Below are 14,752 nucleotides of genomic sequence, written 5' to 3'. Positions count from 1 at the left end.
AGAAGGTTTACGTTTCGCGATCCGCGAAGGTGGCCACACAGTAGGCGCTGGTGTAGTAACAGCTATCGAAGCTTAATATAAGCTTTTATGCTCGTCGTAGTGATGGGCACCATAATTGCAGCATATAGAGCGGCATTTTGTGCCGCTCTAGTGTTGTGTTTTTAAACTATGAAGTAGAAGGTTGCCTCTGCGGAGGAGAATTTCTATGGAGCAGTTCATTCACGAAATGGACGACAGGAGGAATTAGTAATAATGGCTAAACAGCAAAAAATTCGTATTCGCCTTAAGGCATACGACCACAAAGCTCTCGATCAAAGCGCTGCTAAGATCGTAGATACTGTAAAAAGAAATGGCGCTATGGTTTCTGGTCCGATTCCATTGCCAACAGAAAAGAATATCTTCACAATTCTTCGTTCTGTACACGTAAACAAAGATTCTCGTGAACAATTCGAAATGCGTACACATAAACGCTTAATTGATATTCTTGAACCAAATTCGAAAACAGTAGATGCTATCACTCGTTTAGATTTACCAGCTGGTGTATCTATTGAAATAAAACTATAAGGAGGTGCGATAATGTCTAAAGCTATTTTGGGTAAAAAATTAGGAATGACACAAGTCTTCACAGCTGAAGGCCAATTAGTTCCTGTAACAGTAGTGGAAGCTACCCCAAGCGTAGTAGTGCGCGTTAAAACTGTTGAAACAGACGGTTACGAAGCAGTACAAATTGGTTACGGCTCCATTAAAGAAAAACATTTAACAAAACCTGTAAAAGGTCAGTTCGACAAAGCTGGCGTAGCTCCAGTTAAATATCTTCGCGAAGTTCGCGTAGAAAACGGCGCTGACTACACAGTAGGCCAAACTCTGGCAGCTGATATCTTCGCAGAAGGTGAATTGGTTGATGTAGTGGGTACAGGTAAAGGTAAGGGTTTTGCTGGCACAATTAAACGCCATAACTTCTCCCGTGGTCCTGAAACTCATGGTTCCAAATCTCACCGTGAACCTGGTTCCATCGGTCCTATGATCTCCGGTGGCGGTGGTAAGGTGTACAAAGGTAAAAAACTTCCTGGACAAATGGGTGGTTACAGAGTTACCGTACAACGCTTATCCGTTGTGAAAGTTGATGCTGAACGCAACCTTTTATTAGTTAAAGGTGGCATTCCAGGTGCTAAAGGCAGCTTGGTTATGGTTAAAAGCACGGTTAAACCTGTTAAATAAACATTTGTCGAAAGGAGAATTATGTAATGCCTACAGTAGCAACATATAATCAATCCGGCGTTAAAGTCGGTGAAATACAGTTAAACGATGCAGTGTTCGGCGTTGAAGTAAACGAAACCGTTATGCATCAAGCCGTAGTTCGTCAATTGTCTAACGAACGTCTCGGCACACATGCAACAAAAACTAGAGGTATGGTACGTGGCGGTGGCCGTAAACCTTGGAGACAAAAAGGTACTGGTCGTGCTCGTGCTGGTTCCAGCCGCTCCCCAATCTGGATTGGTGGTGGTACTACATTTGGTCCACAACCTCGCAGCTATTACAAAGCGATGCCTCGTAAGGCTAGACGTTTAGCAGTTAAATCTGCTCTTAGCGATAAAGTTAATAATAGCGAATTATACGTTTTGGAAGAATTAACATTAGCAGCTCCTAAAACTAAAGAAGTATTGAATATTATCAATAGCTTTAACGTTGGTGATGCAAAAGTATTGTTCATCACTGAAGGTGATGTGAATGTTGAACGTTCCGCTCGCAATATTCAAGGCGTAAAAGCATTGGCTTGCGAAGGTATGAACATTTTCGATCTTCTTCATTACGATAAACTCTTCATTACTAAGGGTGCTGTCGCAAAAATCGAGGAGGTGCTCGGATAATGGAATTACATGATGTATTAATCCGTCCGGTTATTACCGAAAAATCCACAAAGCTTATGGAAGAAGGCAAATACACTTTCCGTGTGCCTTTGACTGCAAACAAAGTGCAAATCCGTCAAGCTGTTGAAAAAATCTTCAATGTAAAAGTAGAAAAAGTAGCTACTATTCGCGTATTAGGCAAAACTAAACGCATGGGTCGTACACAAGGTAAACGTAGCGATTACAAAAAAGCTATCGTAACTTTGAAAGCTGGCGAATCCATTACATTATTTGAAGGTGTCTAAGAGTCTAGTTGTAAGGAGGCCCACTAATGGCAATTAAATCATTTAAACCGTACTCCGCTGGTCGCCGGTTTATGACAGTATCCGCCTTCGATGAAATTACAGCAAGCAAACCAGAAAAATCTTTGCTCGCAAAAATTTCTCAAAAAGGTGGTCGTAACAATACTGGTAAAATGACAGTTCGTCACCAAGGTGGCGGTCATAAACGTCAATACCGTATTATTGACTTCAAACGTACTAAAGATAATATTCCAGCTAGAGTAGCAACTATCGAGTATGATCCTAACCGTTCTTCTCGAATTGCTTTGCTTAACTACGCTGATGGTGAAAAACGTTACATTTTGGCGCCAAACGGCTTAAAAGTTGGTGACGTAATTTTCTCCGGTCCTGAATCCGATATTAAACCAGGTAACTGCTTACCATTGATGAACATTCCAGACGGTACTCAAATCCACAACATCGAATTGAAAATTGGTAAAGGTGGCCAAATCGTTCGTTCCGCTGGTACATCTGCTCAATTAATGGGTAAAGATGCTGGTTATGCAATCCTTCGTTTACCTTCTGGCGAAATGCGCCGCGTGCGTCAAGAGTGTCGCGCTACAGTTGGTGTAGTTGGTAACGCTGATCACAGCAACCTAGTAATTGGTAAAGCTGGTCGTCATCGTTGGATGGGCGTTCGTCCTGGCAACCGTGGTGTTGTAATGAACCCTTGCGACCATCCACATGGTGGTGGTGAAGGTAAATCTCCTGTTGGTCGTAAACATCCTGTTACACCTTGGGGTAAACCAGCACATGGTGTTAAAACTCGCGACAAGAAAAAAGCTTCTAATAGCTTGATCATTAAACGTCGTACAAAATAGGATAAAGGAAAGGAGATAAAATAGTGTCCAGATCTATAAAAAAAGGCCCTTTCGTAGCAGACCATTTGCTTAAGAAAGTTGATGCTTTAAACGAAACTAACGAAAAGAAAGTTGTAAAAACCTGGTCCCGTGCCTCTACTATTATCCCTAGCTTTGTAGGCCACACAATTGCTGTGCATGATGGTCGCAAACACGTACCTGTATTCATTACAGAAGATATGGTAGGTCATAAATTAGGTGAGTTCGCTCCTACACGTACATACAAAGGTCATGGTAAGGACGAAAAATCTACAGGCAGAAAATAGGAGGAATTAATTAATGGAAGCAAAAGCAATCGCTAGACATATCCGAATCGCGCCTCGTAAAATCCGTATCGTTGCTGATTTAGTGCGCGGTAAAAACATCGGCGAAGCATTTGCCATCTTGAAGTTCACTCCGAAAGTTGGCGCTGATGTAGTAGAAAAAGTAATGCGTTCTGCTATCGCAAATGCAGAGCACAATTTCGATATGAATGTTGACAATCTTTACGTATCCGAGATCTTCGTTGATCAAGGCCCTACATTAAAACGCATTCATCCTCGTTCCCGTGGACAAGCTTTCAAAATTTTGAAACGCACTAGCCACGTAACAGTAGTAGTTAAAGAAAGAGCTTAAGAAGGAGGGAAATAGAGTGGGTCAAAAAGTTAATCCACACGGTTTGCGTGTCGGTATCGTAAAAGATTGGGACGCAAAATGGTATGCAGATAAAGACTTCGCTGCGAATCTTCATGAAGACGTACAAATTCGTAACTTCTTGAAAGAAACCCTTTTCATTGCTGGTATTTCCCGCATTGAAATCGAGCGTACAAATAAACGTATTAAATTGACTATTCACACTGCAAAACCTGGTATGGTTATCGGTCGTGGTGGTGCTGGTATCGAAGATATCAAAAAAGCAATGACTCGTTTCACTGATAAACAAGTAGACGTTAACATTGCTGAAATCAAACAAGCAGACATGGACGCAATTTTGGTTGCTGAAAACATTGCAGGCCAATTGGAACGCCGTATCGGTTTCCGTCGTGCTATGAAACAAGCTGTTGGTCGTACAATGCGCTTAGGTGCTAAAGGTATTAAAATCATGGTTAGCGGTCGTTTAGGCGGCGCTGAGATCGCTCGTAGCGAATCTTACCGTGAAGGTTCTATTCCTTTGCATACATTACGTGCAGACATCGACTACGGTACTGCTGAAGCACATACAACATATGGTTGTATCGGTATCAAAGTATGGATTTACAAAGGTGAAGTTTTGCCAGAAGCTAAACAAGCACCGGCTAAGAAGGAAGAAGGTGGCAAGTAATGCTTATTCCAAAGCGTGTAAAACATCGTAAACAATTCCGCGGCCGCATGAAAGGCCGTGCTATGCGCGGTAATAAAGTAGCTCATGGTGAGTTCGGCTTGGTAGCTTGCGAACCATCTTGGATTACAAACCGTCAAATCGAAGCTGCCCGTATCGCGATGACTCGTTACATCAAACGTGGTGGTAAAGTATGGATTAAAATTTTCCCTGACAAACCAATTACAGCTAAACCAGCTGGTACTCGTATGGGTTCCGGTAAAGGTTCTCCTGAATACTGGGTAGCAGTAGTTAAACCAGGTCGCGTAATGTTTGAAATGGATGGTGTGCCTGAACACGTAGCTCGCGAAGCTATGCGTCTTGCAAGCCATAAACTTCCAATCAAATGCAAATTTGTTGTTAAGGGTAAAGAATTGGGTGGTGACGTAAATGAAGGTTAATGACATTCGCAATATGAGCGCTGCCGAAATGGAACAAAAAGTTTCCGGTCTTAAGGAAGAGTTATTCAACCTCCGTTTTCAGCTTGCAACAGGTCAATTAGAAAATCCTATGCGCATTCGTGAAGTTAAGAAGACAATCGCTCGTATCAAAACAGTACAACGTGAAGTTGAACTTAAATCTGAAAACGCATAATGACAGATTTGTTACACTTTGAAAAGGAGGCTTAAAATCGTGGCAGAAGAAAGAAACGTACGTAAAGTCCGCGTAGGTAAAGTTGTAAGCGACAAAATGGATAAAACAGTTGTCGTTGCAGTTGAACGTAAAGTACCTCACGCATTATATAACAAGCCAATGGTAAGCACTAAACGCTTCAAAGCTCATGATGAAAACAATGAGTGCCAAATTGGCGATATCGTTAAAATGGTAGAAACTCGTCCACTTTCTAAAGATAAATGTTGGAGAGTTGTTGAAATTCTTGAAAGACAAAAATAAGAGTGATGTAAGGAGGAATAGACGATGATCCAGCAACAAACAATTTTGAATGTTGCCGACAACACTGGTGCAAAACGTATTATGTGCATCCAAGTCATGGGCGGTTCTTATCGCAAATTCGGCAATATCGGTGACGTAATCGTTGCTTCTGTAAAAGATGCATCACCCGGTGGCGTTGTCAAGAAAGGCGACGTAGTCAAAGCTGTTATTGTTCGTTCTAAAAAAGGCATTCGTCGTAAAGACGGTTCCTATATTCGTTTCGATGAAAACGCAGCAGTAGTTATTAAAGAAGATAAAACACCTCGTGGTACTCGTATCTTCGGACCTGTAGCAAGAGAACTTCGTGAAAAAGATTTCATGAAAATCGTTTCCTTGGCTCCAGAAGTATTATAAGAAGGAGGAGCGCAGCATATGGCTAAATTACAAATCAAAAAAGGCGATACAGTTGTTGTTATCTCCGGTAAAGATAAAGGTAAGCAAGGTACAGTTATCGCTACTGAGCCTAAAAAAGAACGCGTATTTGTAGAAGGCGTTAACACTGTAAAACGTCATACAAAACCTTCTCAAGCTAACCCACAAGGCGGTATCATTACTAAAGAAGCTAGCATTCACGTTTCTAACGTAATGGTAATCGATCCAGAAACTAAAACAGCAAGTCGTATCAAAAAAGTAGAAGGCAAAGACGGTAAATTCGTTCGCGCTACTGTTAAATCTGGTACAGTGCTTAAATAATCAGGAAAGGAGGAGCTACATAAATGTCTCGTTTATTTGAAAGATATAACTCTGAAATCAAAAAGAGTATGCAAGAGAAATTCCAATACAAAAATGTAATGGAAATTCCTAAAATCGAAAAAATCGTAATCAACATCGGCGTTGGCGATGCTGTAGGCAATGCGAAAGCTTTGGAATCTGCAGTAAATGACTTGACTATCATTGCGGGTCAAAAACCTGTTATTACAAAAGCTAAAAAATCTATTGCGAACTTTAAAGTTCGTGAAGGTATGGCTTTAGGTACTAAAGTTACTCTTCGCGGCGAACGCATGTATGAATTCCTTGATAAATTGATCAATGCGGCATTACCTCGCGTACGTGACTTCCGCGGTATCAGCGCAACTGCATTTGATGGCCGTGGTAACTACGCTTTGGGTCTTAAAGAACAGCTCATCTTCCCTGAAATCGAATATGATCAGGTAGAACGCGTTACTGGTATGGATATCATCGTAGTAACTAGCGCTAATACAGATGAAGAAGCTCGTGAATTGTTGACTCAATTCGGTATGCCTTTTGAAAAATAATAGGAGGAACAATAGATGGCTAAAAAATCTATGATTGAACGCGAGAAAAAACGCGCTAAAATCGTTGAAAAATATGCAGCTAAACGTGCGGCGTTAAAAGCAGCAGGTGATTATGAAGGTTTATCTAAATTACCAGCAAATGCATCCCCTACACGTTTGCATAACCGTTGCAACTTAACTGGTCGTCCTCACGGCTATATGCGTAAATTCGGTATCAGCCGTATTGCGTTCCGTGAATTGGCGTATAAAGGACAAATTCCTGGTGTTAAAAAAGCCAGCTGGTAATATTAGATGAGAGGAGGGTTTTAGATTATGGTAATGACCGATCCTATCGCGGATATGCTTACGCGCATCCGTAATGCAAATGCTGCACTTCATGAAACGGTAAACATTCCTGCATCTAGAATGAAAGCAGCTGTTCTTGAGATCCTTTTACAAGAAGGTTTCGTAAAGAGCGTTGAAAAAGAAGAAAATACTTTAAAAGTAACATTGAAATATGGTTCCAATAGCGAAAAAGTTATTACAGGAATTAAACGTATTTCCAAACCTGGTTTACGTGTTTACGCGAAAAAGGAAGAACTTCCTCGTGTACTTGGTGGTTTGGGTATTGCAGTTATTTCTACATCCAAAGGCGTTATGAGCGACAAACAAGCTCGTAAAGAAGGCCTTGGCGGTGAAGTAATCGCTTACGTTTGGTAATAGTAGCAATAGGAGGTAGAAATAATGTCACGTATCGGTAGAATGCCTATCGAGATCCCTGCAGGCGTTACTGTTACATATGATAACCATCATATGAATGTAAAAGGTCCTAAAGGCGAATTATCTCGTGATTTGCATCCAGATATGATTATCACTGTAGAAGGTAACACAATTACAGTAGCTCGTCCTTCTGAAGACAAAGCTCATCGTTCCCTTCACGGTTTGACTCGCGCTCTTGTTGCTAATATGGTAACAGGCGTATCTGAAGGATTCAGTAAAACTCTTGAAATCAACGGTGTTGGTTACAGAGCGGCTAAACAAGGCAATAAATTAGCTCTTACCCTTGGCTTCTCTCACCCAGTGGAAATGGAAGCTCCAGCTGGTATTACAATTGATGTTCCAGCTCCTAACAAAATCGTTGTTTCTGGTGCAGACAAAGAAGTTGTTGGCGCAGTAGCAGCTGATATTCGTAAATGGAGAAAACCAGAACCTTACAAAGGTAAAGGTATCCGCTATGAAGGCGAAGTTGTTCGTCGTAAAGCTGGTAAAGCTGGTGCAAAAGGTAAATAGTAATATCATCTATATGAATGAAAGGAGTGAACATCTTGCCTCGTAAATCTAGTAGAAACATCGCTCGAGCAAAACGTCATCTTCGTATTCGTCGCCATATCTCTGGTACGGCAACATGCCCACGTTTGAACGTATACCGTAGCTTAAGCAACATCTATGCTCAAGTAATCGATGACGTAGCAGGTACTACATTGGTAGCTGCAAGCTCTTTAGATAAAGAATTGAATTTAAACTATGGCGGTAACGTAGCTGCTGCTAAAGCTGTTGGTGAAGCAGTTGCTAAAAAAGCTATCGCTAAAGGTATCGACACAGTAGTGTTTGACCGTGGTGGTTATATTTACCATGGTCGCGTAGCGGCCCTTGCAGAAGGTGCTCGTGAAGCAGGCTTAAAATTCTAAGAAGGAGGAACTATAGACATGGCGAGAATTGACTACACCAGTCTTGATCTTAAAGAAAGAGTAGTATTCATCAACCGCGTAGCCAAAGTAGTTAAAGGCGGTCGTCGTTTTTCCTTCAGCGCACTTGTAGTTGTTGGTGATGGCAACGGTTATGTAGGCGTTGGCTTAGGTAAAGCTGCGGAAGTACCTGAAGCAATTCGCAAAGGTATTGATGATGCTAAGAAAAATATCGTAAATGTAGCAATTAAAAATGGTACAATCCCTCACAGCGTAACAGGCGTATTCGGCGCAGGCCGCGTATTCTTGAAACCAGCTGCTGAAGGTACTGGCGTTATCGCTGGTGGCCCTGTTCGTGCCGTATTGGAGTTGGTGGGTGTACGTAACATCTTGACTAAATCCTTGGGTTCTTCTAACCCTAACAATATGGTTCGCGCTACAATCGAAGGTTTGAAAGATTTGAAACGCGCTAGCGAAGTAGCTGAACTTCGTGGTAAAACTGTAGAAGAAATCTATAACGCGTAATAAGGAGACAAGAAATGGCACAAGTTAAAGTAACATTAACAAGAAGCTTAATCGGTCGTCCTGAAGATCAACGCGCGACAGTTAAAGCTTTGGGCTTGAAAAAAACTAATTCTCAAGTCGTTAAAGAAGTAACACCTCAAATCCAAGGTATGCTTCACAAAGTTAGACATTTAGTTAAAGTTGAAGAAGTTTAATACTGATAAGGAGGTGCACTGAATGAAACTTCATGAATTACAACCAGCAGCTGGTTCCAAAAAAGCAAGAACTCGCGTAGGTCGTGGTCTTGGCTCTGGCTTAGGTAAAACTTCTGGTCGTGGTCAAAAAGGTCAAAACTCCCGTAGTGGCGGTGGCGTTCGCTCCGGTTTTGAAGGCGGCCAAATGCCTCTTTATCGTCGTTTACCAAAACGTGGTTTCACTAACGTTTTCGCTAAACAATATGCAGAAGTTAACGTAGAACAATTGAACCGTTTTGAAGACGGTGCAACAGTTGATCCAGTAGCTCTTATTGAAGCGGGTATTTTGAAAAATGTACGTGATGGCATTCGCATTTTAGGTAATGGTTCTTTAGAAACTAAAAACTTAACTGTTATTGCTAACGGCTTCACTAAATCTGCTGAAGAAAAAATTACGGCAGCAGGCGGAAAAGTAGAGGTGATCTAGGGTGCTAGATAGCCTCTCGAACATCTTTAAGATTACCGAATTACGTAACAAAGTTTTATACACATTGATGATGTTTGCCGTGTTTAGAGCCGGCATCCACATCCCTGTACCAGGCGTCGATGCATCAGTTATTGAATCTTTGTTTACATCTGGCAATCTATTTGGTCTACTGGACTTGTTTGCTGGTGGTGCGCTAAGTAAGTTCTCTATCTTTGCAATGAGTATTACACCGTACATCAATGCTTCTATCATAATGCAACTCCTTCAAGCTGTAGTTCCACAGTTCGAAGCTTGGAGCAAAGATGGTGAAGATGGTCGTAAAAAAATTGCTAAGGTAACACGTTATGGTACAGTTGTACTAGGCTTTATACAAGCCTTTGGTATGGCTTATGCGCTTCGTGCAAATGCAGCGCTGGTCAACAATGATCTCCTTAGTGTATTCGTAGTTGCCATTATCCTCACAGCAGGTACATGTTTGTTGATGTGGCTCGGTGAACAAATCACTGCCTATGGCATTGGTAATGGGATTTCTTTGATTATCTTCGCTGGTATCGTAGCTCGATTGCCAGAAGGTATTCAAACGATTGTCCAATACTTACAAACTGGAACAATTAATATGTTCCAAGCATTCTTATTTGCTATAATTGCTATTGCAATGATTGCCGTTGTAGTAGCTGTTACACAAGGCCAACGTCGCATTCCGATTCAATATGCTAAACGCGTAGTAGGTCGTAAAATGTACGGTGGTCACTCTACATTCTTGCCGTTGAAAGTCAATCAGGCAGGGGTTATTCCAATTATCTTTGCGTCATCTGTGTTGATGTTCCCTGTGACATTAGCTCAGTTTATAGATAGCGATATGATTCGTAGTATTGCCGATCTATTTACTTGGGGAACGCCGTTACAAACGGCATTGTATGCAGTTTTAATCTTCATCTTTACATACTTCTATACTGCAATCTCTATCAACATTCCAGATATGGCAGATAATATGAAAAAACACGGTGGTTTTATCCCAGGTATTCGTGCGGGTAAACCTACTGCTGATTATGTGGATAGCGTGATGACCAAGATTACATTGGCTGGTGCTGTATTCTTAGCCATCGTTGCAATCGTTCCGAATTTCCTTGGTTCGATTACAGGCGTACAAGGTATTTACTTTGGTGGTACAGCGCTCTTGATCGTTGTAGGTGTAGCTCTTGATACTATGCAACAAATTGAGTCGCTTATGGTAACACGCCACTATAAAGGCTTTGTAAAATAGGAGGGAAACAGAATGTATATTTTATTAATGGGACCTCCTGGTGCGGGTAAAGGCACACAGGCAGCTCGACTTATTGAAAAATACGGTATTCCCCAAATTTCGACAGGTGATATGTTCCGCGCTGCGATTAAGAACGAAACACCTCTTGGAGTTGAGGCTAAGAAATATATCGATGCTGGTCAACTCGTGCCAGACAGTGTAACTGTTGGTATCGTACGTGATCGCTTGGTTAAAGATGACTGCAAATCTGGATTTATTCTTGACGGATTCCCAAGAACAACAGCGCAAGCTGTTTCCTTGGATGCCATCCTTAAAGAATTGGGAATTACTTTGGACGCAGTGCTTAACTTAAATGTTCCTTCTGAAGAACTAGTTAGACGCATTAGTGAACGAGCAGTTCTCGAAAATCGTGCTGATGATAACCCTGAAACAGTACAGAAACGTCTAGCTGTGTATGAAGAATCTACTAAGCCTCTTATTGATTACTACCGCAATAGCGGTTTATATCAAGAAGTGAACGGCTTACAAGATGTAGACGCAGTATTTGCTGACATCATTTCGGCGTTGGAGAAATAAGATGATTATTTTGAAATCGCCCCATGAAATTGAATGTATCCGCAAGGCAAGTAAGCTTACAGCAGACACGTTGTCCTTGTTAGTAGAAAAGGCTAAACCTGGAATCACGACGCTTGAGTTAGATACAATTGCCGAAGAATATATTCGCAGCCACGGTGGTATACCAAGTTGTAAAGGGTACTATGGGTTCCCTGCTACAATCTGTGCTTCTATCAATGAAGAAGTTGTTCATGGTATTCCGAACGCTAAGCGAAAGCTTAAAAATGGTGACGTTATCAGTATTGATATCGTATCTAGTATTGATGGTTACCATGGCGATTCAGCTGTGACAATTCCTATCGGTCATGTCAAACCTGACGTGATGAAATTGTTAAAAGTAACAGAGGAAAGTCTATTCAAGGGAATCGAACAAGCGAAGCCTGGCAACCGCGTAGGTGCTATTGGTCACGCTGTTCAAACGTATTGTGAGAAACATGGTTACGGCGTCGTTCGCGACTTCGTAGGCCATGGCCTAGGCCGCGAAATGCATGAAGATCCACAAATTCCAAACTATGGTAGTCCGGATCAAGGTCCGATTTTAAAACCAGGTATGGTGTTGTGTATAGAACCGATGATTACCTTAGGTACTCACCGCGTTCGTGTATTAGGGGATGACTGGACAGCAGTTACTATGGATGGTAAACCTGCTGCTCATTTCGAACATACAGTGGTTGTTACAGAAGACGGCCCTGAAATATTAACGATGCGGGATGAACCGCGGTTAATACAATAAACAGGTAACCGGAGGAAAAAATATGTCAAAAGAAGACGTTATTGAGGTGGAAGGTACGGTAGTAGAAGCTTTACCGAATGCTATGTTCCAAGTTGAATTGGAAAATGGTCATATCGTGTTAGCTCATGTGTCAGGTAAAATGCGTATGAATTTTATCCGTATTCTTCCTGGTGATAAAGTTACTATGGAACTGACCCCATATGACTTAAATCGTGGTCGCATCACCTATCGCTTTAAATAAGCATAGGGTCCACAAAGGAGGTACTAATGAAGGTTCAACCATCAGTTAAAAAGATATGCGAAAAATGTAAAATCATTAAACGTAAAGGCCGTGTAATGGTCATTTGCGAAAATCCAAAACATAAACAAAAACAAGGATAATCTGATAGGAGGTGGATGATTAGATGGCACGTATCGCCGGTGTAGACTTACCTCGTGACAAACGAGTGGAAATTGGTTTAACTTATATTTATGGTATTGGCCTTACTTTGGCTGAAGAAATCTTAGTGAAAACAGGTATCAACCCTGATACACGTGTTCGCGATCTTTCTGAAGATGAAGTAGCGAAAATTCGTGAATTGTTAGATGCTGAATATAAAGTTGAGGGTGACCTTCGTCGTGAAGAAGCTCTTAATATTAAACGCTTAATTGAAATCAACTCCTATCGAGGCAAACGTCATCGTATGGGTTTACCACTTCGTGGTCAACGTACTAAAACGAATGCACGTACTCGCAAAGGTCCTAGAAAAGCAATTGCTGGTAAAAAGAAATAAGATAAAGGAGGGATAAAGCGTGGCTAAAAAAGTTGTTAGAACTAAAAGAAAAGAAAAGAAACATATTGAATCCGGTGCGGCTCATATTCGTTCTACATTCAATAACACTATCGTAACTTTAACAGATACAAACGGTAATGCGTTGTCTTGGGCTTCCGCTGGTGGCTTGGGCTTCCGTGGTTCCCGTAAATCCACTCCATTTGCTGCTCAAATGGCTGCTGAACAAGCTGCTAAAGCTGCAATGGAACACGGTCTTCGCACTGTTGAAGTATTCGTAAAAGGCCCTGGATCCGGCCGTGAAGCTGCGATTCGTGCTTTACAGGCTGCAGGTCTTGAAGTTACTTCTATTAAAGACGTAACTCCAATTCCTCACAATGGTTGTCGCCCTCCAAAACGCCGTCGTGTATAATATATAGCCTAGCCTTTTGACGGCTGTGCTATAATTAAACTATGATCGTGTGTTATATAGGAGGATGTTCCTGATGAGCGAAGAAAAGAAACTTAAAATCGAGAAAGTGGACATCGCTGACGGCGGTCGTTATGGTAAATTCGTATGTGAACCATTAGATCGTGGCTATGGTATCACCCTCGGTAATAGCTTACGCAGAATTTTGCTTTCATCCTTGGATGGGGCAGCTATCACATCTATCAAAATTGATGGAGTCCTTCATGAATTCTCTACTATCCCTGGTATTCGAGAAGACGTAACAGACATTATTCTTAACTTAAAGCAATTGTGCATTAAGCTTGAAGAAGATGCAGAATGGCCTTTAGAAGTTCATTTCGACTTCAAAAAAGATGGCGTTCTTACAGCTGCTGATTTAGCGGAACAACTTCCACCAGAAGTAGAAGTATTGAATCCTGAACTCGTGATTGCGACAATGGATGAAACAGCTCACCTTATCATGGACGTAGTAATCGAACGTGGCAAAGGCTATGTTCCTTCTACTAAGAATAAAAAGGATACAGATGTAATCGGTTGTATTCCAATCGATTCTATCTTCTCCCCAATTCTTCGTGCTAAATATGAAGTGAGTGATGTACGCGTAGGTAATGAAATGGACTTCGACAAACTGACGTTAGAAGTTTGGACTGACGGTTCCATTACCGCTGCTGACGCAGTGGCTAAATCTGCTGCCATTATGATTGGTTATTTAGGGAACTTCACTAAATTAGCACACTCTACAAGTGTGGTTGAGTTGGACGATAAAAATCTTGAAGGCGACGTAGTTGATCCTGTTCCTCAAGAAGTTCAAGAAGATGACGGCCCAGCGAAAATTTCCATCGATGAGTTGGAACTTTCCGTACGTGCTTACAACTGCTTGAAACGTGCTGGAATCAACACAATTGCAGATTTGCTAGACAAAACCATTGATGATTTAGGAAAAGTTCGCAACTTAGGTAAAAAATCTATCGATGAAATCGTAGAAAAACTCGAAGGTCATCCAGGTGGATTTTCTCTTAAGGAAAAAGGCGAATAAGGAGGAAGACGAATGTACAGAAAATTAGGCCGCGATAGCTCCGCTCGTAAAGCGTTGTTCCGTAGCATGTTAACATCTTTCTTCCAATATGAGCGTATCGAAACTACAGAAGCAAAAGCTAAAGAATTACGTAGCTTAGCTGACCAAATGGTAACTTTGGCTAAACGTGGTGATCTTCATGCACGTCGCCAAGTTCTTGCATACCTCATGGATGAAAGCGTAGTAAAAAAATTGTTTGATACAATTGCTCCAAAATATGCTGAACGCCAAGGTGGTTACACTCGTGTAATCAAAACTGGTCTTCGCAAAGGTGACGCTGCACCTTTGGCAATTATCGAGCTTGTATAATCAAATTCAAAAGGTGTTGTAACTTCGGTTACAATACCTTTTTTTTGGCTCTCTGTCAAATGTTGGGGTGCTTATCCCTAATCATTTGTTTGGCACCAATCACTTATGTGGTTGGT

31 protein-coding genes are annotated in these 14,752 nt (G+C 41.5%); all 31 read left to right on the top strand.

All coding sequences use genetic code 11. The annotated features are described in order from the left end of the window. A partial coding sequence (locus NFR29_RS08355; protein WP_164723757.1) for an EF-Tu C-terminal domain-related protein occupies positions 1 to 76 on the top strand: 76 nt, incomplete at its 5' end. A gap of 176 nt (positions 77 to 252) precedes the next feature. Then, positions 253 to 564, top strand: a complete 312-nt coding sequence (gene rpsJ / locus NFR29_RS08150; RefSeq protein WP_251425486.1) for a 30S ribosomal protein S10 — start codon at positions 253 to 255, stop codon at positions 562 to 564. Between the two features lie 12 nt (positions 565 to 576). Beyond that, the gene (gene rplC, locus NFR29_RS08145; RefSeq protein ID WP_251425483.1) at positions 577 to 1,218 is read left to right on the top strand and encodes a 50S ribosomal protein L3; all 642 of its coding nucleotides are present in this window, start codon (positions 577 to 579) and stop codon (positions 1,216 to 1,218) included. 26 nt (positions 1,219 to 1,244) lie between these two features. Further along, positions 1,245 to 1,868: a 50S ribosomal protein L4 gene (gene rplD / locus NFR29_RS08140; RefSeq protein ID WP_251425480.1), complete on the top strand. Its 624-nt coding sequence runs from the start codon at positions 1,245 to 1,247 to the stop codon at positions 1,866 to 1,868. Continuing rightward, positions 1,868 to 2,152 (top strand): 50S ribosomal protein L23, encoded by a 285-nt coding sequence (gene rplW, locus NFR29_RS08135; RefSeq protein WP_251425477.1) that lies wholly within the window; start codon positions 1,868 to 1,870, stop codon positions 2,150 to 2,152. The genes rplD and rplW overlap by 1 nt, the downstream gene beginning before the upstream one ends. 26 nt (positions 2,153 to 2,178) lie before the next feature. Beyond that, positions 2,179 to 3,009 (top strand): 50S ribosomal protein L2, encoded by an 831-nt coding sequence (gene rplB, locus NFR29_RS08130; RefSeq protein WP_251425474.1) that lies wholly within the window; start codon positions 2,179 to 2,181, stop codon positions 3,007 to 3,009. A 23-nt stretch (positions 3,010 to 3,032) separates the two neighbouring features. Then, positions 3,033 to 3,314, top strand: coding sequence for a 30S ribosomal protein S19 (rpsS, locus tag NFR29_RS08125; RefSeq protein ID WP_105092676.1), 282 nt, complete (start codon positions 3,033 to 3,035; stop codon positions 3,312 to 3,314). A 13-nt stretch (positions 3,315 to 3,327) separates the two neighbouring features. Then, entirely contained in the window at positions 3,328 to 3,663 is a 336-nt protein-coding gene (rplV, locus tag NFR29_RS08120; RefSeq protein WP_004695112.1) for a 50S ribosomal protein L22, read from the top strand. Positions 3,664 to 3,679: 16 nt separating this feature from the next. Next, entirely contained in the window at positions 3,680 to 4,348 is a 669-nt protein-coding gene (rpsC, locus tag NFR29_RS08115; protein ID WP_251425471.1) for a 30S ribosomal protein S3, read from the top strand. After that, positions 4,348 to 4,785, top strand: coding sequence for a 50S ribosomal protein L16 (rplP, locus tag NFR29_RS08110; RefSeq protein WP_251425468.1), 438 nt, complete (start codon positions 4,348 to 4,350; stop codon positions 4,783 to 4,785). Before rpsC ends, rplP begins: the two co-directional genes overlap by 1 nt. Continuing rightward, a complete protein-coding gene (gene rpmC, locus NFR29_RS08105; RefSeq protein ID WP_004695115.1) occupies positions 4,775 to 4,978 on the top strand; it encodes a 50S ribosomal protein L29 in 204 nt (67 codons plus the stop codon). The genes rplP and rpmC overlap by 11 nt, the downstream gene beginning before the upstream one ends. A gap of 39 nt (positions 4,979 to 5,017) precedes the next feature. Continuing rightward, positions 5,018 to 5,278 (top strand): 30S ribosomal protein S17, encoded by a 261-nt coding sequence (gene rpsQ / locus NFR29_RS08100; RefSeq protein ID WP_251425465.1) that lies wholly within the window; start codon positions 5,018 to 5,020, stop codon positions 5,276 to 5,278. 24 nt (positions 5,279 to 5,302) lie between these two features. Continuing rightward, positions 5,303 to 5,671 carry a 50S ribosomal protein L14 gene (gene rplN / locus NFR29_RS08095; RefSeq protein ID WP_251425462.1) on the top strand — a complete coding sequence of 123 codons (369 nt, stop codon included), beginning with the start codon at positions 5,303 to 5,305 and terminating at the stop codon, positions 5,669 to 5,671. A gap of 18 nt (positions 5,672 to 5,689) precedes the next feature. Further along, positions 5,690 to 6,010, top strand: coding sequence for a 50S ribosomal protein L24 (rplX, locus tag NFR29_RS08090; protein WP_251425459.1), 321 nt, complete (start codon positions 5,690 to 5,692; stop codon positions 6,008 to 6,010). Between the two features lie 23 nt (positions 6,011 to 6,033). Continuing rightward, a complete protein-coding gene (gene rplE, locus NFR29_RS08085) occupies positions 6,034 to 6,573 on the top strand; it encodes a 50S ribosomal protein L5 (RefSeq protein WP_251425456.1) in 540 nt (179 codons plus the stop codon). A 15-nt stretch (positions 6,574 to 6,588) separates the two neighbouring features. Continuing rightward, positions 6,589 to 6,858: a 30S ribosomal protein S14 gene (rpsN, locus tag NFR29_RS08080; protein WP_005377140.1), complete on the top strand. Its 270-nt coding sequence runs from the start codon at positions 6,589 to 6,591 to the stop codon at positions 6,856 to 6,858. A gap of 27 nt (positions 6,859 to 6,885) precedes the next feature. Beyond that, positions 6,886 to 7,272: a 30S ribosomal protein S8 gene (rpsH, locus tag NFR29_RS08075; RefSeq protein ID WP_251425453.1), complete on the top strand. Its 387-nt coding sequence runs from the start codon at positions 6,886 to 6,888 to the stop codon at positions 7,270 to 7,272. A gap of 24 nt (positions 7,273 to 7,296) precedes the next feature. After that, the gene (gene rplF, locus NFR29_RS08070) at positions 7,297 to 7,842 is read left to right on the top strand and encodes a 50S ribosomal protein L6 (RefSeq protein ID WP_251425450.1); all 546 of its coding nucleotides are present in this window, start codon (positions 7,297 to 7,299) and stop codon (positions 7,840 to 7,842) included. Between the two features lie 26 nt (positions 7,843 to 7,868). After that, positions 7,869 to 8,240 carry a 50S ribosomal protein L18 gene (gene rplR, locus NFR29_RS08065; RefSeq protein WP_479266831.1) on the top strand — a complete coding sequence of 124 codons (372 nt, stop codon included), beginning with the start codon at positions 7,869 to 7,871 and terminating at the stop codon, positions 8,238 to 8,240. 18 nt (positions 8,241 to 8,258) lie between these two features. Further along, positions 8,259 to 8,762, top strand: a complete 504-nt coding sequence (gene rpsE, locus NFR29_RS08060; protein ID WP_004695136.1) for a 30S ribosomal protein S5 — start codon at positions 8,259 to 8,261, stop codon at positions 8,760 to 8,762. Positions 8,763 to 8,776: 14 nt separating this feature from the next. After that, positions 8,777 to 8,956 (top strand): 50S ribosomal protein L30, encoded by a 180-nt coding sequence (rpmD, locus tag NFR29_RS08055; RefSeq protein ID WP_005377126.1) that lies wholly within the window; start codon positions 8,777 to 8,779, stop codon positions 8,954 to 8,956. A 22-nt stretch (positions 8,957 to 8,978) separates the two neighbouring features. Then, positions 8,979 to 9,422 (top strand): 50S ribosomal protein L15, encoded by a 444-nt coding sequence (gene rplO / locus NFR29_RS08050; protein ID WP_251425444.1) that lies wholly within the window; start codon positions 8,979 to 8,981, stop codon positions 9,420 to 9,422. Position 9,423: 1 nt separating this feature from the next. Further along, positions 9,424 to 10,686: a preprotein translocase subunit SecY gene (gene secY, locus NFR29_RS08045; RefSeq protein WP_251425443.1), complete on the top strand. Its 1,263-nt coding sequence runs from the start codon at positions 9,424 to 9,426 to the stop codon at positions 10,684 to 10,686. Between the two features lie 12 nt (positions 10,687 to 10,698). Next, the gene (locus NFR29_RS08040; RefSeq protein ID WP_251425439.1) at positions 10,699 to 11,262 is read left to right on the top strand and encodes an adenylate kinase; all 564 of its coding nucleotides are present in this window, start codon (positions 10,699 to 10,701) and stop codon (positions 11,260 to 11,262) included. A 1-nt stretch (position 11,263) separates the two neighbouring features. After that, positions 11,264 to 12,034, top strand: coding sequence for a type I methionyl aminopeptidase (map, locus tag NFR29_RS08035; protein ID WP_251425436.1), 771 nt, complete (start codon positions 11,264 to 11,266; stop codon positions 12,032 to 12,034). A 22-nt stretch (positions 12,035 to 12,056) separates the two neighbouring features. Continuing rightward, positions 12,057 to 12,275 (top strand): translation initiation factor IF-1, encoded by a 219-nt coding sequence (gene infA / locus NFR29_RS08030; protein ID WP_004695147.1) that lies wholly within the window; start codon positions 12,057 to 12,059, stop codon positions 12,273 to 12,275. Positions 12,276 to 12,301: 26 nt separating this feature from the next. After that, positions 12,302 to 12,415: a 50S ribosomal protein L36 gene (gene rpmJ, locus NFR29_RS08025; RefSeq protein WP_004695148.1), complete on the top strand. Its 114-nt coding sequence runs from the start codon at positions 12,302 to 12,304 to the stop codon at positions 12,413 to 12,415. Between the two features lie 23 nt (positions 12,416 to 12,438). Then, complete coding sequence (gene rpsM / locus NFR29_RS08020) at positions 12,439 to 12,807, top strand: 30S ribosomal protein S13 (RefSeq protein WP_251425433.1); 369 nt, start codon at positions 12,439 to 12,441, stop codon at positions 12,805 to 12,807. Positions 12,808 to 12,826: 19 nt separating this feature from the next. Beyond that, the gene (gene rpsK / locus NFR29_RS08015) at positions 12,827 to 13,216 is read left to right on the top strand and encodes a 30S ribosomal protein S11 (protein ID WP_004695151.1); all 390 of its coding nucleotides are present in this window, start codon (positions 12,827 to 12,829) and stop codon (positions 13,214 to 13,216) included. 73 nt (positions 13,217 to 13,289) lie between these two features. Continuing rightward, positions 13,290 to 14,288: a DNA-directed RNA polymerase subunit alpha gene (locus NFR29_RS08010; protein WP_251425430.1), complete on the top strand. Its 999-nt coding sequence runs from the start codon at positions 13,290 to 13,292 to the stop codon at positions 14,286 to 14,288. A 12-nt stretch (positions 14,289 to 14,300) separates the two neighbouring features. Further along, positions 14,301 to 14,636: a 50S ribosomal protein L17 gene (rplQ, locus tag NFR29_RS08005; protein WP_127134175.1), complete on the top strand. Its 336-nt coding sequence runs from the start codon at positions 14,301 to 14,303 to the stop codon at positions 14,634 to 14,636. Positions 14,637 to 14,752 lie beyond the last annotated feature (116 nt).

It is taken from the genome of Veillonella agrestimuris (assembly GCF_943193065.1).
GTDB lineage: Bacteria > Bacillota > Negativicutes > Veillonellales > Veillonellaceae > Veillonella > Veillonella agrestimuris.
The sequence above is the reverse complement of the archived record's forward strand: the minus strand, read 5'-3'. Positions and strand labels throughout refer to the sequence as shown.